The organism is Kingella bonacorsii, assembly GCF_016623605.1.
GTDB lineage: Bacteria > Pseudomonadota > Gammaproteobacteria > Burkholderiales > Neisseriaceae > Kingella_B > Kingella_B oralis.
In genome coordinates, this window is sequence record NZ_JAEHNZ010000001.1 from 757116 (window position 1) to 775331 (window position 18216).

Consider the following 18216-nt stretch of genomic DNA (forward strand, 5'->3'; position numbering starts at 1 on the left):
ACCCCATGATTCCCTACGGCCGCCAAACCATTTCCCAAGACGACATCGACGCCGTCGTTTCCGTGCTCCAATCCGACTTTCTCACCCAAGGGCCGCAGGTACCCACCTTTGAAGGCAGCCTGAAAAGCTATTGCGGCGCCGCGCACGCCGTTGCCGTAAACAGCGCCACATCCGCCCTGCACATCGCCTGCCTTGCGCTCGGCTTAAAACCGGGCGACATCGTATGGACCACGCCCATCACCTTCGTCGCCAGCGCCAACTGCGCCCTCTACTGCGGCGCAACGGTGGATTTTGTGGACATCGACCCCGCCACGCTCAACCTCTCCGTCCCCGCGCTGGAAGCCAAACTGCGCCAAGCCCAAGTTTCAGGCTGCCTGCCCAAAATCCTTATCCCCGTGCACCTGTGCGGCGAACCCTGCGACATGGCCGCCCTGCACCAACTCGCCCAACAATACGGCTTCAAAATCATCGAAGACGCCTCCCACGCCATCGGCGCCAGCTACCGCGGCGGCAAAGTCGGCAGCTGCCAATACAGCGACATCACCGTATTCAGCTTCCACCCCGTTAAAATCATCACCACCGCCGAAGGCGGCGCCTGCCTCACCAACCACGCCGAACTCGCCGAGAAAATGGCGCTGTTACGCAGCCACGGCATCACCCGCAACCCCGCCGAAATGCACGGCAAACCCGACGGCGCATGGTTTTATCAACAGATTGATTTAGGCTACAACTACCGCATGACCGAACTGCAAGCCGCCCTCGGCGTGAGCCAAATGACGCGGCTGGACGAATTTGTCGAACGCCGCCACGCGCTTGCCGCCCGCTACGACAAACTGCTTGCCGATTTGCCCCTTATCCTGCCCTACCGCAATCCCGCCAACCAATCCGCGCTGCATCTCTACCCCGTCCAAATACAACCTGAAAATATGCAGCCTGAAAGCGGCAAAACGCGCCGGCAAATCTTTGACTACCTGCGAAGCCACGGCATCGGCGCGAACGTGCACTACATCCCCGTGCACACCCAGCCCTATTACCGCCAACGCTTCGGCTTTCAACAAGGCGACTTCCCCGCCGCCGAAGCCTACTACGCCCGCGCCATCACCCTGCCGCTGTATTTTGACCTTAGCGAAGCCGAGCAAGACACCGTGGTCGCCACGCTCAAACAAGCGTTTCAGGCTGCCTGATGCCGCACAGGTTGGCGTTCACCATAAACAACAAAACGCTGGTTATCCGCCAGCGTTTTGTGTTTGCCTATCCGCCCTTTATTTTTGCCCGAGCAGGCGTTTCGCCGCCTACCACGAGCAGGGGCAAGCCCCTGCACCCCGTGTAGCCCAATCTTTCGCCGCCATTGCCCCCATTACCCAAAGGCAGCCTGAAAACGATTTCCTCCGTTTCAGGCTGCCTCATTCACCCCAAACAGCCCGTCCAACACCTGCTCAATCTCCGCGCGCACCACCGCCTTATCCCGATTGCTGTCCACCACCGCATAACGCTCGGGCGCAGCCGCCGCGCGGCGCAAATATGCCGAGCGCACGCGGGTGAAAAAATCCGCCGCTTCGCGCTCAAAGCGGTCTTTCTCGCGGCTGCGCTCAATCCGCTGCAACGAAACTTCCAGCGGCACATCCAGCAAAATCGTCAAATCGGGTTTCAGGCTGCCTTGCACCCAGTTTTCCAACGCTTCAATTTCTGCATCAGGCAAACCGCGCCCGCCGCCTTGGTAAGCAAACGTGGCATCGGTGAAACGGTCGGACACCACGCTCACACCCCGTGCCAGCGCAGGCAAAATCACATCGTCCAAATGCTGCCGCCGCGCCGCAAACATCAGCAGCGTTTCCGTGTGCAGCGAAACTTGGGTGGCGGGGCTGAGCAGCAAAGCGCGCAACGCCTCGCCCAGCGGCGTGCCGCCCGGTTCGCGCGTAAACAGCACGGGCAGCGCTTGCGCGGCAAACCAATCGCGAATCACGTTTAACTGCGTGGTTTTGCCCGCGCCGTCGATGCCGTCCAAAGTGATAAATTTTGCTAACATTGCCGGTCCTTTTGTCAAAAATCGCTGGCTATTGTATGGCAAAACAAGGGGCTTTGTTATAAAATGCTAACAAGAAAACAAGATTTCTCCACCCTTAGCAAAGGATTTGACCATGTTCCCAGAATTCCGCGACCTAATCAGCAAATTGAAACAAGAAGACGCACACTTCGCCCGCTTGTTTGACGAACACAACGAGTTGGACGACAAAATCGCCGGCTTGGAAAACGACCCCGTTACCAGCGCCACCGCCGATGCCGAAGTGGCTGTGTTGAAACAGAAAAAATTGGCGTTGAAAGACGAGCTATACAGCATTTTGAAAGCCGCTGCGAAGAAATAAGTTCCAGCCGTTTTAAGCACAACAACCGTTATCGCGAGATAACGGTTGTTTGTTTTGGGCTTGCAAAATCCGGTTTCAGGCTGCCTCGGGTACGCGCAAACACCCAAAGGCAGCATGAAATCTAAAATGGCACGGCGGCTCATCGCCAAGTGCAAGTGGCTCTCAAATGTCGGCGAGCCGCCGACGCTCCATCGGTTGCGCGTTATGCAAAAGTTTCAGGCCGCCTCATCATGCAAACAAGGCAGCCTGCGTAGCGAAGCGGAGTGGCGAAGCCAAAACAAGCGAAGCTAAAACATCCCGCTCATGCCCAACAAAAAGGCAGCCTGAAAAAAAAAACTCGTTTTCAGGCTGCCTTTGCATCGCAACAGCATCACCAAATATTAGACTTAATCTTCCGCTTCAACACAGGATGCTCAGACAGCTTAAATTCAGGCTCTTTAATGCCGCGGCGCACTTTCACGCTGTAATCTTTCAACAGCAGCAGCACCGTTTTATACATCAGCACAATCGCCACCAAGTTAATCAGCGTCATCACGCCCATGGTCAAATTGCCCATATCCCACACCACAGACATCTCCGCCACCGCGCCAAAATACACAAAACCCAGCATCAGCAAGCGAAACACCAGCAACACAAAGCGGTTGCCGTGCAAATATTTCACATTGGTTTCGGCGTAGGCATAGTTGCCGATAATCGTGGTGAAGGCAAACAAAAACAGCACCACCGCCAAAAATTGCTGCGCCCAGCTGCCAATTTGGCTTTCCAGCGCGGCTTGCGTGAGCTGAATGCCGCTTAACTTCGTATCCATCGGCACATCCGAGAGCAAAATAATAAACGCCGTGCACGAACACACCACAATCGTGTCAATAAACACGCCCAGCATTTGAATCAGCCCTTGCGACACGGGATGCTTAACATCCGCCGCCGCTGCGGCATTGGGCGCAGAGCCTTGCCCCGCCTCGTTAGAATACAAACCGCGCTGGATGCCATACATCATCGCTTGCGACACGATGCCGCCCAGCAAGCCGCCGCCCACCGCCTTGCTGTTAAACGCATCCTGAAAAATCAAGCCCAACACGCGCGGAATCTCGCCCGCGTTCACAATCATCACATACAGCGCTACCAGCAAATAAACCACCGACATCAGCGGCACAACGCCTTCTGCCACCTTCGCCACGCGCCGCACGCCGCCAAAGATAATCGGCGCCGCCAGCAACACCAACACCGCGCCGATGGCGTGTTTATAAGTGTTCCAAACTTCTGCCGACACGCCGTCTTCCGCCGTCATATTCGCCGCCGATTGCACCGCCTGCACAATAGTATTGGCTTGGATGGACTGGTACACGAAGCCAAAACACACAATCAGGCTCACCGAAAACAGCACCGAGAGCCAATGCAGGTTCAGCCCGTGCGCGATGTAATACGCCGGCCCGCCGCGAAACAAGCCCGTTTTCTTATCGCGCACTTTATACAGCTGCGCCAACGATGATTCTGCAAACGCCGAAGCCATGCCAATCAGCGCCACCAGCCACATCCAAAACACCGCGCCCGCGCCGCCCATGGAAATGGCAATCGCCACGCCCGCAATGTTGCCCGTGCCCACGCGGCTCGCCAGCCCCGTTACAAACGCTTGGAACGAAGTAATCCCGTGCGGGTCGTTCGGGTCTTGGCGGCTGCCTGAAATCTCTTTCAGGCTGCGTCCAAACAGGCGAAACTGCACCAAGCCCGTGGTAACGCTGAAAAACACGCCCACGCCCAACAGCAGCCACAACAGCCACGCCCAAAGCGGCTCGCTAACGGTGTTCACCGCGCAATGCACGGCGTTCACCAACCCATCTTGCGAAAAGCAAGCAATATCTTTGTTATACATAAAACGTCCTTAAAAGAATTGAGGCAGCCTGAAAGCTGCCAAACGCTACTGTTAAGAATTGTAATACAAGCGGGCGGGCTGCCGCAAATTGTCGGGTGTAAATTGTTGGGGCGAAAGTGGGAAATTTTCGTGGAACGCCAAAGGCAGCCTGAAACATAAATGGAGCGGCGACGGCTCGCTGCCAAATGGCAAATTAGGCAAAGGCAGCCTGCAAAGCGGAGTTACGAAGCTAAAATAGGGGGCACGTTTTAGCTTCGCTGAAACTCCTGCGCTCGTTTTCAGGCTGCCTTACCATTTGCGCAGTTTGAAGCAGAACATGGCGTATCGCCGCCATACCCACTCTTTGTGTTGCCGTATCTCAACCGTTTCAGGCTGCCTTTAAGCATGGCAAAGGCAGCCTGAAAAACAAAACCGCTTGGTGTTTTACCACGCGGTTTTTTGCTGAATAGATTGGCTTTCAGGCTGCCTAACGCTTCACAAATGTTTAATGCTACTGCCCATTCCCCTACGTCCAGCCGAATGGAGCATCCTTTTTTCGGAAAAAAGCGTGCGCTTGTTCGACGACGCACGAAGTGCGGCTAGTTCGCACGCGCCGAAAAAAGGATGCGCAGTGAGGGAAGTCTGCGAAGCAGACCTGCACGTCGGGGTCGCCTTTCTTTTGCTTTGAACCTGTATTCAACCTGTATTCATTGTCCACGCGACAGCTTTTGCGGCATAAAAGCATGAATACAAGGCGCAAAGCGCAGCAAGGTTGGGCACCTTGCGAGCATTTGCAACGCCGTAGCCATATTTTTAGGACGCAAAAGCTGTCGCGTGGATGATGAATGCAGGTTCACACTTTGGCGAAGCAAAGAAAGTAAGTCGCCCGCGCCGCGATAAGGCGCAAAGCCCAATCCATCAGAAACATAAAACGAAGCACAGCCAACGCCATCTTGACTTCACAAAACTCTGTTTTCAGGCTGCCTACTATCTTGGTTGTCCTCCCAAATAGGCAGCCTAAAAACCATCAAACACGCTAAAATCCCATTTTCTTTTCTTAACATTCCCACCATGCAAATCAACCACCGCCCCATCGGCAACAACCACCCCCCCTACATCATCGCCGAAATGTCCGCCAACCACAACGGCAGCCTGAAAACCGCCTTGCGCATCATCGCCGAAGCCAAAGCCGCAGGCGCCGATGCCGTCAAAATCCAAACCTACACCGCCGACACCATCACGCTCCCCAGCCGCGCCCCCGAATTCATGATTAACGGCGGGCTGTGGCACGGGCAATCGCTGCACGAGCTCTACCAAAAAGCCCACATGCCGTGGGATTGGCACGCGCCCCTGTTTGACTACGCCCGCGAAATCGGCATCACCATTTTCAGCTCCCCTTTTGACTTCACCGCCGTCGATTTGCTGGAAAGCCTGAACGCCCCCGCCTACAAAATCGCCTCGTTTGAAGCCATCGATTTGCCGCTGATTCGCCACGTCGCCCAAACCGGCAAGCCCATGATTATCTCCACCGGCATGGCAAACGCAGACGAAATCGCCGAAGCCGTCGCCACCGCGCAAGACAACGGCTGCACCCAGCTCGTTGTGCTGCATTGCGTGAGCGGCTATCCCGCCCCCGCCGCCGATTACAACCTGCGCACCCTGCCCGACATGGCAGCCCGCTACGGCACATTGGTCGGGCTGTCCGACCACACGCTCGACAACACCACCGCCATCGTCAGCATCGCCTTGGGCGCGTGCGTCATCGAAAAACACTTCACGCTAGACCGCAACGGCGGCGGCGCAGACGACAGCTTCTCGCTAGAACCCGCCGATTTAGCCGCCCTCTGCCGCGACAGCCGCACCGCATGGCAAGCACTCGGGCGCGTGGAATACGGCTTGAAATCCAGCGAACAAGGCAACGCGCAATTTCGCCGCTCGCTGTATTTCGTGCGCGACATGAAAGCGGGCGACACCATCGACGCAACCTGCATCCGCAGCGTGCGCCCTGGCTTTGGCTTGCCGCCCAAGTGTTATGACGACCTAATCGGCAAACGGGTAACGCGCGACATTGCCGCCAACACCAAAACCAGTTGGGATTGCATTGAGGCAGCCTGAAAAGCCAAATACAAACCATAACTAAGGCAGCCTGAAACGCCCAAACCGTTTTTCAGGCTGCCTCCCAACCAATCAGGGAACAACAACATGACCACCCCGCCCAAACAAATCCGCGCCGTGTACACCGACACCACCATCCGCGTCTATCAGGCATACAGCGATGCCATTGCCGATACCGCGCTGGCGGCAGGGCGGTTTGTGTCGCCACCGTTTAAAATGGAGCGCATGACATGGATTAAGCCCTCTTTCCTGTGGATGATGTACCGCGCAGGCTGGGGCAACAAAGACGACAACCAAAAACGCATTCTGGCGATAGACATCAGCCGCAGCGGCTTTGAATGGGCATTGCGCCACGCCTGCCTCAGCCACCCGCCCACAGGCATGGACAGCGCAACATGGCAGCAAACCAAAGCCGCCCACCCCGTGCGCATCCAATGGGACCCCGAACGCAGCCTGAAACTAGAACCGCTGCCGCACCGCAGCATCCAAATCGGGCTAACAGGCGAAGCCGTGCCGCGCTATGTAAACGAATGGATACAAAACATCAGCGAAATCACCGATGTAGCGCAAGAAATCCACGCGCTTATCGCCCAAGACAAGCTCGCCGCCGCGCAAGCCCTGCTGCCGCCCGAGCGCGTTTACCCCTTTGACTGGGAGACGGATTTTCAGGCAGCCTGAAACGCCCAAACCGTTTTCAGGCTGCCTCAACCGTAAACAAGGAAACCCAAAATGTTCGCCCACCCCAAACCGCTTATCCTCACCGCGCTGCTGCTTGCCGCGCCGTTTATCCAAGCAAAACCGCCTGTCAATTTAAACGACTGCAAGGCGCACGCCCAAAACATGGTGCAGGTTTACGCCGTTGCCATCGCTTGCGAAAAAACCCAAGATGCCGAGCTGGAAGAACTGGTTACAAGATTCGCCCCAGCAAACGAAGACTATTTGGATGCCTGCGAAAAGCTGGGCATGACGCGCGAAATAGAAAAAGCGTGGTTTCAAGCCGAAGAGAAAAAGGTGGAACGGCTGCTGGCGAGCCGATACAAAATCAGCCCGTCCGATTCTGACAAGGCGCGCGAGCAAAAAATCGCCGCCTATTGTCAAGACGAGCAGCCGCGTTTGAAAAAACGCTTGCAGCGGCTGTTTCAATAATCCGCGCATAAAAGGCAGCCTGAAACCACCCCCAACAGCATTTTCAGGCTGCCTCTTGACCCTACCCCCGAGTAAACCCTTACGCTTGTCGCCATCTAATCCACAAGGGGAAGCCAAATGTCCACCCAACACATCAATTTGCAAATTGACGGCATGACCTGCCAAGCCTGCGCCAGCCGCATTGAAAAAGTGCTCAACAAAAAAGATTTCGTTGCCAACGCCAGCGTGAACTTTGCGGGCGAAACCGCGCAAGTAGAATACGACGACGCGCAAACCACGCCCGAAGAGCTGATGCAAATCATCCAGAAAACAGGTTATCAGGCTGCCCTTAAAACCAGCGCGCTGCCCGAAACGCAGCCTGAAAACGCAAACCTATGGCGCAGCCATTGGCGTACATGGCTGCTGCTTGCCCTTGCCGCGCCGTTTATGCTGGGCATGGCGGGGATGCTGTTTGGCTCGCACGCGCTGATACTGCCCGCTTGGCTGCAAATCGCCCTTGCCAGCATTGTGCAGCTTTGGCTGGCGGTGCCGTTTTATAAAAGCGCGATTGCCAGCGTGCGCGGCGGCTTGGCAAATATGGATGTGCTGGTTTCCATCGGCACGCTGGCGATTTATCTCTATTCCATCGGCATGATGCTGGCGGGTCATCCCGTGCATCATGTTTACTTTGAAGCGGGCGTGATGGTGATTGCATTTGTATCGCTGGGCAAATTTTTGGAAGAGCGCACCAAACGCGGCAGCCTGAACAGCTTGGGGCTGATGATGCAGCTTACGCCGCGCCAAGTAACCGTGTTGCGCGGCACACAATGGCAGCCTGAAAAGCTGGAAAACGTGCAAATCGGCGACACGCTGCGCGCCGTGCAAGGCGAGCGCATCGCGGCGGATGGCGTGGTGCTATCGGGCGAAGCATGGGCAGACGAAAGCCATTTAACAGGCGAGAGCCAACCTGTTTACAAAACCGCAGGCAGCAAAGTGCTGGCGGGGTCTATCCTATCGGGCAGCGTGGACTACCGCGCCGAGCAGTTGGGCAGCAATACGCTGCTGGGCGACATGATGAACGCGCTATCAGACGCGCAAGGCAGCAAAGCCCCCATCGCGCGGCTGGCAGATAAAGTCGCCGCCGTGTTCGTGCCCACCGTGTTGTCCATCGCCGCGCTTACCTTTATCGCCACATGGCTGTTCACAGGCAGCGCAACAAAAGCCCTTGTGCACGCCGTTGCCGTGCTGGTGGTGGCTTGCCCCTGCGCGCTGGGCTTGGCAACGCCCGCCGGCATCATGGCGGGCATGGGCGTTGCCGTGCGACATGGCGTGTGGTTCAAAAACGCCGCCGCCATGGAGCAAGCGGGGCATATTGACACCGTGGTGCTGGACAAAACAGGCACGCTCACGCAAGGCAAGCCCGACATCGCCGCCATCTGGACTGCGCCGAATATCAGCGAAGATACGCTGTTTCAGGCTGCCGCCGCCGTGGAGCAACACGCCGCCCATCCGCTTGCCAAAGCCATCGTGTCGCACGCCGCCGAGCGCGGCATCGCCATCCCCACCGCCACGCAGCCTGAAACCGAAGCAGGCGCAGGCTTGCAAGCGCAAGTGGACGGCATTGGCTTGGTGAAAGTGGGCAAGCCCGATTTCGCGAATTTGGATATAGCCACCATCGTGGGCAATAGGCAGCCTGAAAATAATGCAGACGACATCTGGCAAATCGCCAGCCTCGTTGCCGTATCCATCAACGGCGAAGCCGCAGGCGCGTTTGCCCTTGCCGACCCGCTTAAACCCGACAGCGCCGAAGCCATCGCCCGCCTGCACGCGCACGGCATCAGCGTGTACATACTCAGCGGCGACAATGCCGCCACCGTGTCGCACATCGCCAACGCGCTCGGCATAGACAGCCCACACGCCCACGGCAACCAATCGCCGCGCAGCAAAGCCGACTTCATCGCCCAACTCAAAGCACAAGGGCGCAGCGTGGCGATGGTGGGCGACGGCATCAACGACGCGCCCGCCCTTGCGCTCGCAGACGTAGGCTTCGCCGTGCGCGGCAGCACCGACATCGCCGAACACAGCGCCGATGCCGTGTTGGTGCGCCAATCCGTCAACCAACTGGCAGACGGCATCTTCATCGCCCGCGAAACGCTGAAAAACATCAAGCAAAACCTGTTTTTCGCCTTTATCTACAACATCCTCGGCATCCCGCTCGCCGCCTTTGGGCTGCTCACGCCCGTGATTGCAGGCGCGATGATGGCGATGAGTTCCGTGTCCGTGTTGGGCAATGCGCTGCGGTTGAAGAAGTTTCAAGCGCGGTAGCCGTTGCGCCCGCCGCATAGGCAGCCTGAAACGCAGTTCGGAAAAACCAAAAAAGGCAGCCTGAAAACGCCATCACACGTTTTCAGGCTGCCTTTTTAATCTGCAATCAATGCGACATAATCTGACTCAAAAACTGCTTCGCGCGCTCCGTTTGCGGATGCTCAAAAAACTCATCGGGCTTGCGGTCTTCCAAAATCTGCCCGTGGTCCAAGAAAATAATCCGATCCGCCACCTCGCGTGCAAAACCCATCTCGTGCGTAACGCACATCATGGTGATGCCCGACTGCGCCAAATCCTTCATCACCTTCAACACCTCGCCCACCATTTCGGGGTCAAGCGCGGAAGTCGGCTCGTCAAACAGCATCACCGCAGGCTGCATCGCCAAACCGCGCGCAATCGCCACGCGCTGCCGCTGCCCGCCCGACAGCTCGGTGGGATAAGCGTCTTTTTTGTGCGCCAAACCCACTTTATCCAACAATTCCATCGCCAGCTTTTCAGCAGCGGCGACATCCATGTTTTTCACCTTAATCGGCGATAAGGTGATGTTTTCCAACACCGTTAAATGCGGATACAAATTGAAATGCTGGAACACAAAGCCCACCTCGGTGCGGATTTTGTTCAAATCGGTTTTGGAATCGGCAACGTTTACGCCGTCCACCCAAATTTCGCCGCTTTCAATTTTTTCCAACTGGTTCACCGTGCGAATCAGCGTGGATTTGCCGCTGCCCGAAGGCCCGCACACCACCACCACTTCGCCTTGATGGATGTCCAAATTCACATTGTTAATCACATGGTTGCTGCCGAAATGCTTGTTTACGGCTTTGAAACTGAGCATGAGTTTCTGGGGGTTGATTTGGTTGGTCATGGTTTAAAACTTCCGTGTTGTATGAATGAAAAATTAGGTATTTACGGTTTTCAGGCTGCCTACCGCGCAAGCGAATCATTTTACCAAACGATGCCACAGCCACGGCGCAATCAGCCAAGATGCCACCACCGGCGGCAGCAAAATCCAAGCCGACACATCCAGCCAATCGTGGCTCGGCTGCCATTTTTGCGCTTGCCCCGCCGCCATTTTAAAAATATAAATCATGATTTCGCCTACCAACGGCACGCCGGAAAAATGGCGCGGTTCGGCATCATATCGCTGCGAATAAATGGCAGACAGCGGCATGGCAAAAGCATTGTTCAGCATCAAAAAACCTGCCGCCGCCAGCGGAAAATGCAGGGCAAGCGTTATCGCGCCGCCGCGATGCCAAGCCCACAGCAACCAGCACACAGGCAGCAAGATAGAAAGATAATGGGCTGATTTAATCGCGTTTTTCAACATATCAGGCAGCCTGAAAATCATTTGTCCGCCAGCCGATTGCTCAACGCCACATATTTTTCCGCCGCCACTTCTTCCGCCCGTTGCGCGGGCGAAATGCCGACCGCTTGCAAATCCTCATCGCCGGCAACGCCTTTCAGATTATTGCGCAGCGTTTTGCGCCGTTGATGGAACGCCAAGCGCACCAAATCGGCAAATCGGGCGAAATCCCGCGCGATGCCGATGCGCCCTGCCACGGGAATCATGCGCACCACCGCCGAATCCACTTTGGGCGCAGGGATAAAACTTTCGGGCGGCACGTCGATTAGGCTTTCCATGTCAAAAAAGTATTGCAGCATCACGCTCAACCGCCCGTAGTCGTTGGTTTTGGGCGCGGCCACCATGCGTTCCACCACTTCTTTTTGCAGCATAAAGTGCATGTCGATCACTTCGTCCGCCACATCGGCGAGCTTAAACAGCAGCGGCGTGGAAATGTTATAGGGCAGGTTGCCAACGATTTTTTTGCGCCCTGCAATGCTGCGAAAATCAAAATTCAACACGTCACCCTCGTGGATGACGAGTTTGCTGGCAAAGGGCTGTTTTTTTAGGTGGGCGATGATGTCGCGGTCAATTTCGCAAACGTGTAGCTGGTTGAGTTTGCGGGCAAGCGGCTCGGTAATCGCGGCAAGCCCCGGGCCGATTTCTATCACAATATCATCGGGTTGGGGGCGCACGGCGTTCACAATGTCGGTGATGATGCGGGTGTCTTGCAGAAAGTTTTGCCCGAAGCGTTTGCGGGCTTGGTGTTGAGTCATGGCGTTGGCTTGTGCAAAGAAAGGAGTGGATTGTACTAAATTTCTTTTCAGGCTGCCTGAAAAGGCTGTAACCAGCCTTGCTGGGTAAACGATACGGTAGCGGCGGCGGTAACGATGATGTGATCCAGCAACACAATATCCAGCAGCGCGAGCGCGGCATGGAGACGTTGGGTAAAGGCAAAATCGGCGGGCGACGGTTTCAGGCTGCCTGAAGGATGGTTGTGGGCAAAAATCACCGCGGCAGCGTGGTGTTGCAGCGCGAAGCGGGCGATTTCGCGCGGATAGGCAACGCTTTCGGACAAGGTGCCGCGCGCGATTTCTTCGGCGGCAAGCAGGCGGTTGTGCGCATCCAAAAACAAAGCGAAGCTGATTTCCACCCGCTCATGTCCGATGCGCAGGCGCAAATAATCGCCCACCGCCTGCGGCGTGTTCAGCAGCGAGGCTTGGCGCAACTCTTCGCCCAACACGCGCCGCCCGATTTCCAACACGGTGGCAAACTGGGCATAAGCCGCCAAGCCCATGCCCTTGTGTTTGCCCAACTCGGTGGCGGAAGCGTGCATCACGCCGCCCAAGCCGCCGTAAGCATCCAGCAGCGAGCGCGACAAATCCACCGCACTCATGCCCTGCGTGCCCACGCGCAGCAAAATCGCCAGCAATTCGGCATCGCTTAACGCGCTTGCGCCGCGTTCCAGCAGTTTCTCGCGCGGGCGCTCGCTGGCGGCCCAATCTTTGATGCTCATGGCGACTCCTTTTGGGGTTATGGTTGGTGGGACAAAGGCAGCCTGAAAATGGGTGTGGCGTGGTTTGGCGAAACAAGCTGCATTTTAAAATGCGTTTTCAGGCTGCCTACCCGTTCATTGCGCTGATTTGCAAATGGCTGGGCGAAATGGCGCTTGCTGCCGTGAACAGTTTTTCTACGACGTTGCCAGTATTGCACGGCACGAAACAAACGCAAGTGGTTGAACAAAAGCAGCGCGGTTGTTCGCAATAGTTGCTTGCCCTGCCCGAATGATAATTGAGGCAGCCTGAAAAAAGGGAAACTCCGTTTTCAGGCTGCCTTTTATGCGGATTTATTCGTTGCCATTATCTTCATCATCCAACCCTTGCGCTCCAATTTTCGGGTGCGCAATCATCCGCCAGCAGGCAAATTTAGATAAAAAAAATACTACCCAAATGAGTAGTAGTTTTATTGATGCTTGGTGCCCGAGACCGGAATCGAACCGGTACGTTCGTATTAGGAACGACGGATTTTAAGTCCGTTGTGTCTACCAATTCCACCACTCGGGCATAATGGACACTAACTAATTGGAGGCGGAGGCACGGATTTGAACCGACCTATACGAAAGTTGCACCTTTCGCAGCATAAACACTCTGCCACTCCGCCATAAATTAAGATGGAGGCGAGAGTCGGAATCGAACCGGCGTAGACGGATTTGCAATCCGCTGCATAACCACTTTGCTATCTCGCCCAAAATATTGAATTGTTTATTGATAATGGGATAAACAACTAGAACTTGGAGCGGGAAACGAGTCTCGAACTCGCGACCTCAACCTTGGCAAGGTTGCGCTCTACCAACTGAGCTATTCCCGCGTGAACATCATCAAGCAGAAGTGGAGCGGGAAACGAGTCTCGAACTCGCGACCTCAACCTTGGCAAGGTTGCGCTCTACCAACTGAGCTATTCCCGCCCTGTTTGATGAAGCAAAAAAATTGGAGCGGGAAACGAGTCTCGAACTCGCGACCTCAACCTTGGCAAGGTTGCGCTCTACCAACTGAGCTATTCCCGCTTTGTCTTTGCGCTAAAAGCAAAGAAGCCGCCATTATAGCGACTTCTGTTTTTGTGTCAAGTTGGTTTGTAAAATTATTTGAATTCGTGCCAAGCCATTTTAAGGTAGTAACACATAGACCAAACGGTGAGCACGGAAGCGATGAACATTAACGCGTTGCCGATGAAGGAAAGCTGCAAACCCCATAGCGGGATTTCGTGCAACAGCAGGGCGAAAATGGCGGCCATTTGGGCGGCGGTTTTGAGTTTGCCGATATAGGCGACGGCAACGCTGTTGCGTTTGCCCATTTGTGCCATCCATTCGCGCAGGGCGGAAATGGTGATTTCGCGTCCGATGATGATCATGGCGTAGATGGCGAGCGTGCGGTCTAGTTTGACCAATAAAATTAGGGCAACGGCGACCATGAGCTTGTCGGCAACGGGGTCTAGAAATGCGCCGAAATCGGATGTTTGCTTGAGATAGCGGGCGAGAAAGCCGTCTAACCAGTCGGTGATGCCTGCGGCGGCGAAAGTGGCGGCGGCGGCGATGTTGATGGCTTGGGGTGTGAGCCAGTTTGCAGGGAGATAAAACAGGGCGGTGAATATGGGGATAAGCAGTATACGCGCCCATGTAAGGTATATTGGGATGTTTAGTGGCATGGCGTGTCCTTAGGGTGTTTTTCAGGCTGCCTTTGGATGGGCAGCCTGAATGCGGGGATTGTAAACTTTTGTTAGCGTGGGCAACAAGTTTATTTACATTGCGGCGTGGGATTGTGGGGATTTGCGCGACACAAGCGGTTGAGCAATAAAAAAGTCGGATGGGAATCCGACTGGATAAGGCAGCCTGAAAAAGGTGGCGCGGCAAGTGTTGGTGTTGCTTGGCTTGCAATGCTGTTTTAGCTTCGCAGAAGCTCGTAAACTCGCTTTCAGGCTGCCTTTGGGATAACGCGTATGCTGGGCTTATTTTTTGCGTTGTGTTTTGGCGGCAGGTTTTTCGTTTTTGGCTTTGTCTTTTTTGGCGGCTTCGGGTTTGCGCGCGCTTTGTTTATTGTCGTTTTTGCTGTCCTTTTTGTTGTCGGGCTTGGCGTTTTTGTGGCGGCTGTCGCTTTCGCGGCTATCGTGTGCTTTGGTTTCGGCTTTACCTTTGGCGACGGCTTTAACCAGCTGAGGCTTGCTAGAATGCGCGCTGCCAGCGACTTTCAGCGTTTGCCCTGTTTTGATGTTGTTGCCTTTGATTTTGTTGAGCGCGGCGAGCTCAGCTACGTCCATGTTGTAGCGTTTGGCGATGCTGTATAGAGTGTCGCCGCTGCCGACTTTGTGGGTGCTGGTGGCGGGTTCTTTGGCGACAGGGGCTTTGGCTTTTTCGGCGCTGGCGACTTGCTGGCGTTGGCGCTCTTTGGCAGCACGCTGTTCGCTGGTGGCGCGGGCGCGGACTTCTTGCGCTTCGGATTGCGCTAGGCTGGCTTTAACCGTTTCACTGGCGTGATTTGCCTTGGCGGCTTCGGCGGCGCGGATGCGCTCTTGCGAAGCGCGAGCAAGCTGCATGAGTTCGTCTTCAGCGGCGTTGTCGGCATGATGGACGGTTTCAGGCTGCTTTTCGTTGCTGGCAACAGCATGGGCAACATCGCTGGCACTGGCTGGCGTTTCAGGCTGCGTGGGTGCGCTGGCGACGATGGCGTTTTCAGGCTGCTTAACGCTGTTTTGTGTAACCACAATCACGGGCGTTTCAGGCTGCTTGCTGCTTTGGGCAACGCTGGTTGCTTTTTCAGGCTGCGCGTGCGGTTTAAAGACCACAACGGGCGTGGTGGGGATGCTGGTTTTTTCAGGCTGCTTGTTGTCTTGGGCGACCACGGTTGTGGTTGCAGTAGCTTTTTCAGGCTGCCTTATACTGCTTTGCGTAACCACAATCGCAGGTTTTTCAGGCTGCTTGAAGGCATCGGGATGCGGCGTGGCAAGCACTACGGGCGTGGGCGCGGGGAAGCTGGCGGTGGTTGGCGCGGAAGTCGCCATATTGGTTGCGCCCTTGCCTAGCACAGGCGCTTGTTCTTTAAATGTGTCGGGCATGGGGTCCACATCGGCTTTGGCAAATTCGGATGCCGGCTTGATGCCCGATGCGCGGTTTTTGCTCACCAAAATGGTACGCCCTGCTTCTAAATAAGTGGAGCGAATGCCGTTAAGGCGTTGGATTTCGCTGATGCTGCTACCTGTTTGCGCGGCGATGTCTTGCAGAGAAATGCGACTGCTGGGCGTGTAAACATCCCATGATAACAATGTATTCAGGTCGGAATTTTTATAATTGCTTTCAAAGGTTTTGGCAGCCTGAACGGGCAGCAGCATTTGGCGGCTGTTGCCTTTGGGGATGAACACGGGGGTTTTGAAGGCGGGATTGAGCGCGAGAAATTCGCTCTCGGGGATGTTGGCAAGAAAAGCAGCGGCGCGAATATCCAGCGGCGCTTTCACGGTTACGGTTTTGAAATACGGTTCGGATTTGATTTCAGGCAGCTTTAAGCCAAATGCGCTGGGATTGTTCACCAAATTGCGCACTGCCAGCAGCTTGGGCACATAATTGCGCGTTTCGGCGGGCATTTTTAGGTTTTCGTAGGTGGGCGGCAAGCCTTGCGCGATGGCGCGATTGACGGCGCGGGTTACGTTGCCTTCGCCCCAGTTGTAAGCGGCAAGCGCAAGCGACCAGTCGCCAAATAAGCCGTAAAGATATTGCAGATAGTCGAGCGCGGCGTTGGTGGCAGCGTGCACATCGTGTCGCCCGTCGTATAGCGGCGTTTGCTCCAAGCCGTAGTGTCGCCCTGTGGCGGGCATGAATTGCCACAAGCCTGATGCGCCAACGTGTGAGCGCGCTTTGGTTACATACGCGCTTTCAATAAACGGCAGCAGCGCCACTTCGGCGGGCATATTGCGTTTTTTGACTTCGTCGGTGATGTAGTACATATAGGGGGTGCTGCGCTGGATGGTGCGGTTGAAATAGGCGCTGTTTTGGGCGAATTTGCTTTCGTGGCTGCGCACCAGCCCTGAATTGACTTCTTGCATGCGGAAGTTTTTGCGCAGGTTGTCCCACACGCTGCCGCCTGATAGGAAGGTGGCGATGGGGTTTTTGCTGAACGGGGTGTTTTGCAGTTGCATCATTGCCGCGCCCGTTTGGGCTGGTTTGTAGGTTTCGCCGTGCGCTAGGGTGGGGAGGATGAACAGGCTGCTGACGGCTAGGGCAATGTTTTTTATGGTTTTCATATTGACGGGAGGGGGCTCGTGCGAAAAAATAGGTTCGCATCGTAATGATATTAGCGTGTTGTATCAAGCTAAGTGCTTGGCTTTAAAAGGTAAATATGTGCTTTACGGGGTTAAGAGCCTATATTCATCACTCTCATAGGTATCTTATGCCCTAAAAACGCGGCTACCGCGTTAAAAATGCTGGCAAGGTGTCCAACCTTGCTGCGCTTTTTGCCTTGTATCCACGCTTTTATGTCATAAAATCTACCTATGAAAATAATGAATACAGGTTCTAAAGATAATGAATTCGCGGAATTTATGCGCTTGGTTGGCGGGGGATGGCTTGGGGCGGTTTGTGTGGCAGGAGGAGTGGGGGTTTTTTCAGGCTGCCTTGGGGGAGCGGGTGTGGCGGGATGTGTTGTGTTTGGGCGACGGCGGGCGTTTGGCGGCGGCGGGGGTGAAGGCGTTGCCTGCGTTTTCAGGCTGCCTTGATGCGGTGTTGCAATGCGATGCGTTGCCTGCGGATGTGGTGGCTTCGGCGGGGCGCTTGCCTTGGCGCGACGAGTCGTTTGATTGCGTGCTTGCGCCGCATTTGCCCGATGGCGACGCGCCGCTGTTGTTGGCGTTGGCGGAGTTGTTTCGGGTGGTGCAGCCGCTGGGGGCGGTGTTGGTTACAGGGTTGAATCCGCATTCGGTGTGGCGCTGGTGGCGGGACGAGGGCTTGCCTGACGTGCGCAACGGGGTGTCTTTTAACCGGCTGCGGCGCTTGGCGCGGATGGTGGGCTGGCAGGTGGGTGGCGGGCGGTTTATGGTGCATTTGCCGCCTGTGGGGCAGCCTGAAAATTGGCAGCTGGTGGAGACGGCGGGGCAGCTTTTGTGGGCGAGAAACGCGGCGGTGTATGGGGTGGTGTTGAGCAAGCGGGGGGGGTGCGGCTGGGGGGGGATGTGGAATGGGCGGGGGATTTTGAGGGAATGGTGTTGCAGGGGGTGTAAATGCGGGTTTCAGGCTGCTTTGATGTAAGTGGAGTAGGCAGACTGAAAAAGGGTTGGGCTTTGTGATTGGCATTTAGATTGGGCAGCCTGAAAACCAATCTATCTAACAAAAAACCGTTTGGCGCAATACCAAGCGGTTTTTGTTTTTCAGGCTGCCTTCGGGGGATTGCGCTGCTGAGGCAGCCTGAAACGGGATGCGCGATGGCGCGTCGGCGGCTCGTCGATATTTTGCCAACCAGCAAAGTCTTGTTGAGTACACCATTTGGCGGCGAGCCGTCGCCGTGCTATTTTCAGGCTGCCTTGGATGATGGTTTGAGGCAGCCTGAAAACGTGTAGCGATT

The 18216-nt window shown here is 55.6% G+C and carries 17 protein-coding genes and 6 tRNA genes; 9 read left to right on the forward strand and 14 right to left on the reverse strand.

Annotation, left to right across the window (positions count from 1 at the left end; translation table 11 throughout):
• Nucleotides 1-5: 5 nt before the first annotated feature.
• Entirely contained in the window at nucleotides 6-1184 is a 1179-nt protein-coding gene (gene pseC / locus JDW22_RS03970) for a UDP-4-amino-4,6-dideoxy-N-acetyl-beta-L-altrosamine transaminase (protein WP_200521799.1), read from the forward strand.
• Nucleotides 1185-1393: 209 nt separating this feature from the next.
• Here pseC and tmk read toward each other — a convergent pair whose 3' ends face one another.
• Complete coding sequence (gene tmk / locus JDW22_RS03975; protein ID WP_200521800.1) at nucleotides 1394-2026, reverse strand: dTMP kinase; 633 nt, start codon at nucleotides 2024-2026, stop codon at nucleotides 1394-1396.
• A gap of 112 nt (nucleotides 2027-2138) precedes the next feature.
• Here tmk and JDW22_RS03980 point away from each other — a divergent pair, with 112 nt between their 5' ends.
• Nucleotides 2139-2363, forward strand: a complete 225-nt coding sequence (locus JDW22_RS03980) for a YdcH family protein (RefSeq protein WP_200521801.1) — start codon at nucleotides 2139-2141, stop codon at nucleotides 2361-2363.
• Between the two features lie 370 nt (nucleotides 2364-2733).
• On the opposite strand, the gene JDW22_RS03985 is transcribed toward JDW22_RS03980, so the two are convergent.
• On the reverse strand, nucleotides 2734-4233 hold the full coding sequence (locus tag JDW22_RS03985) for an alanine/glycine:cation symporter family protein (protein ID WP_200521802.1): 1500 nt from the start codon (nucleotides 4231-4233) through the stop codon (nucleotides 2734-2736).
• Nucleotides 4234-5208: 975 nt separating this feature from the next.
• Here JDW22_RS03985 and pseI point away from each other — a divergent pair.
• The 4 genes from pseI to JDW22_RS04005 all read left to right on the forward strand — a co-directional run bounded on the left by pseI (nucleotide 5209) and on the right by JDW22_RS04005 (nucleotide 9777).
• Entirely contained in the window at nucleotides 5209-6327 is a 1119-nt protein-coding gene (pseI, locus tag JDW22_RS03990; RefSeq protein WP_235964729.1) for a pseudaminic acid synthase, read from the forward strand.
• Between the two features lie 87 nt (nucleotides 6328-6414).
• On the forward strand, nucleotides 6415-7005 hold the full coding sequence (locus JDW22_RS03995) for a DUF4291 domain-containing protein (RefSeq protein ID WP_200521803.1): 591 nt from the start codon (nucleotides 6415-6417) through the stop codon (nucleotides 7003-7005).
• A 51-nt stretch (nucleotides 7006-7056) separates the two neighbouring features.
• Entirely contained in the window at nucleotides 7057-7473 is a 417-nt protein-coding gene (locus tag JDW22_RS04000) for a hypothetical protein (RefSeq protein WP_200521804.1), read from the forward strand.
• Between the two features lie 117 nt (nucleotides 7474-7590).
• Nucleotides 7591-9777: a heavy metal translocating P-type ATPase gene (locus tag JDW22_RS04005; RefSeq protein WP_200521805.1), complete on the forward strand. Its 2187-nt coding sequence runs from the start codon at nucleotides 7591-7593 to the stop codon at nucleotides 9775-9777.
• Between the two features lie 106 nt (nucleotides 9778-9883).
• Here the strand turns inward: JDW22_RS04005 and JDW22_RS04010 are convergent, their stop codons facing one another.
• The 4 genes from JDW22_RS04010 to radC form a co-directional block, all read right to left on the reverse strand.
• Entirely contained in the window at nucleotides 9884-10612 is a 729-nt protein-coding gene (locus tag JDW22_RS04010) for an amino acid ABC transporter ATP-binding protein (protein WP_200521996.1), read from the reverse strand.
• A 105-nt stretch (nucleotides 10613-10717) separates the two neighbouring features.
• The gene (locus tag JDW22_RS04015; protein ID WP_200521806.1) at nucleotides 10718-11104 is read right to left on the reverse strand and encodes a hypothetical protein; all 387 of its coding nucleotides are present in this window, start codon (nucleotides 11102-11104) and stop codon (nucleotides 10718-10720) included.
• A 17-nt stretch (nucleotides 11105-11121) separates the two neighbouring features.
• Nucleotides 11122-11895: a 16S rRNA (adenine(1518)-N(6)/adenine(1519)-N(6))-dimethyltransferase RsmA gene (rsmA, locus tag JDW22_RS04020; RefSeq protein WP_200521807.1), complete on the reverse strand. Its 774-nt coding sequence runs from the start codon at nucleotides 11893-11895 to the stop codon at nucleotides 11122-11124.
• Between the two features lie 47 nt (nucleotides 11896-11942).
• Nucleotides 11943-12635 carry a RadC family protein gene (gene radC / locus JDW22_RS04025; protein WP_200521808.1) on the reverse strand — a complete coding sequence of 231 codons (693 nt, stop codon included), beginning with the start codon at nucleotides 12633-12635 and terminating at the stop codon, nucleotides 11943-11945.
• Nucleotides 12636-12646: 11 nt separating this feature from the next.
• Between radC and JDW22_RS04030 the strand changes: the two genes are divergently transcribed.
• On the forward strand, nucleotides 12647-12886 hold the full coding sequence (locus tag JDW22_RS04030) for a hypothetical protein (RefSeq protein WP_200521809.1): 240 nt from the start codon (nucleotides 12647-12649) through the stop codon (nucleotides 12884-12886).
• A 206-nt stretch (nucleotides 12887-13092) separates the two neighbouring features.
• Here JDW22_RS04030 and JDW22_RS04035 read toward each other — a convergent pair.
• The 8 genes from JDW22_RS04035 to JDW22_RS04070 all read right to left on the reverse strand — a co-directional run bounded on the left by JDW22_RS04035 (nucleotide 13093) and on the right by JDW22_RS04070 (nucleotide 16903).
• A tRNA-Leu gene (locus JDW22_RS04035) sits at nucleotides 13093-13182 on the reverse strand.
• Nucleotides 13183-13201: 19 nt separating this feature from the next.
• Nucleotides 13202-13279, reverse strand: a tRNA-OTHER gene (locus JDW22_RS04040).
• Between the two features lie 11 nt (nucleotides 13280-13290).
• Nucleotides 13291-13364: transfer RNA gene (locus JDW22_RS04045), tRNA-Cys, on the reverse strand.
• 46 nt (nucleotides 13365-13410) lie between these two features.
• Nucleotides 13411-13486 (reverse strand) — tRNA-Gly (locus JDW22_RS04050).
• A gap of 21 nt (nucleotides 13487-13507) precedes the next feature.
• Nucleotides 13508-13583 (reverse strand) — tRNA-Gly (locus JDW22_RS04055).
• A 23-nt stretch (nucleotides 13584-13606) separates the two neighbouring features.
• Nucleotides 13607-13682 (reverse strand) — tRNA-Gly (locus JDW22_RS04060).
• Between the two features lie 74 nt (nucleotides 13683-13756).
• Complete coding sequence (gene pgsA, locus JDW22_RS04065) at nucleotides 13757-14320, reverse strand: CDP-diacylglycerol--glycerol-3-phosphate 3-phosphatidyltransferase (protein WP_200521810.1); 564 nt, start codon at nucleotides 14318-14320, stop codon at nucleotides 13757-13759.
• Between the two features lie 300 nt (nucleotides 14321-14620).
• The gene (locus JDW22_RS04070) at nucleotides 14621-16903 is read right to left on the reverse strand and encodes a lytic transglycosylase (protein ID WP_200521811.1); all 2283 of its coding nucleotides are present in this window, start codon (nucleotides 16901-16903) and stop codon (nucleotides 14621-14623) included.
• A gap of 280 nt (nucleotides 16904-17183) precedes the next feature.
• On the opposite strand from JDW22_RS04070, the gene JDW22_RS04075 reads away from it, so the two are divergent.
• Entirely contained in the window at nucleotides 17184-17903 is a 720-nt protein-coding gene (locus JDW22_RS04075; protein WP_200521812.1) for a class I SAM-dependent methyltransferase, read from the forward strand.
• Nucleotides 17904-17941: 38 nt separating this feature from the next.
• Nucleotides 17942-18211 carry a hypothetical protein gene (locus JDW22_RS04080; protein WP_155802974.1) on the forward strand — a complete coding sequence of 90 codons (270 nt, stop codon included), beginning with the start codon at nucleotides 17942-17944 and terminating at the stop codon, nucleotides 18209-18211.
• The last annotated feature ends 5 nt before the right edge of the window (nucleotides 18212-18216 follow it).

Excerpts from the sequence above, each read along its gene's own strand:
- JDW22_RS03980 (WP_200521801.1), top strand. The coding sequence starts at position 2,139 with ATGTTCCCAGAATTCCGCGACCTAATCAGCAAATTGAAACAAGAAGAC.
- JDW22_RS04005 (WP_200521805.1), top strand. The coding sequence starts at position 7,591 with ATGTCCACCCAACACATCAATTTGCAAATTGACGGCATGACCTGCCAA.
- JDW22_RS03985 (WP_200521802.1), bottom strand. The coding sequence starts at position 4,233 with ATGTATAACAAAGATATTGCTTGCTTTTCGCAAGATGGGTTGGTGAAC.
- JDW22_RS04010 (WP_200521996.1), bottom strand. The coding sequence starts at position 10,612 with ATGCTCAGTTTCAAAGCCGTAAACAAGCATTTCGGCAGCAACCATGTG.
- JDW22_RS04075 (WP_200521812.1), top strand. The coding sequence starts at position 17,184 with ATGAATTCGCGGAATTTATGCGCTTGGTTGGCGGGGGATGGCTTGGGG.
- pgsA (WP_200521810.1), bottom strand. The coding sequence starts at position 14,320 with ATGCCACTAAACATCCCAATATACCTTACATGGGCGCGTATACTGCTT.
- JDW22_RS04070 (WP_200521811.1), bottom strand. The coding sequence starts at position 16,903 with ATGAAAACCATAAAAAACATTGCCCTAGCCGTCAGCAGCCTGTTCATC.
- JDW22_RS04015 (WP_200521806.1), bottom strand. The coding sequence starts at position 11,104 with ATGTTGAAAAACGCGATTAAATCAGCCCATTATCTTTCTATCTTGCTG.
- pseC (WP_200521799.1), top strand. The coding sequence starts at position 6 with ATGATTCCCTACGGCCGCCAAACCATTTCCCAAGACGACATCGACGCC.
- rsmA (WP_200521807.1), bottom strand. The coding sequence starts at position 11,895 with ATGACTCAACACCAAGCCCGCAAACGCTTCGGGCAAAACTTTCTGCAA.
- JDW22_RS03995 (WP_200521803.1), top strand. The coding sequence starts at position 6,415 with ATGACCACCCCGCCCAAACAAATCCGCGCCGTGTACACCGACACCACC.
- tmk (WP_200521800.1), bottom strand. The coding sequence starts at position 2,026 with ATGTTAGCAAAATTTATCACTTTGGACGGCATCGACGGCGCGGGCAAA.
- radC (WP_200521808.1), bottom strand. The coding sequence starts at position 12,635 with ATGAGCATCAAAGATTGGGCCGCCAGCGAGCGCCCGCGCGAGAAACTG.
- JDW22_RS04000 (WP_200521804.1), top strand. The coding sequence starts at position 7,057 with ATGTTCGCCCACCCCAAACCGCTTATCCTCACCGCGCTGCTGCTTGCC.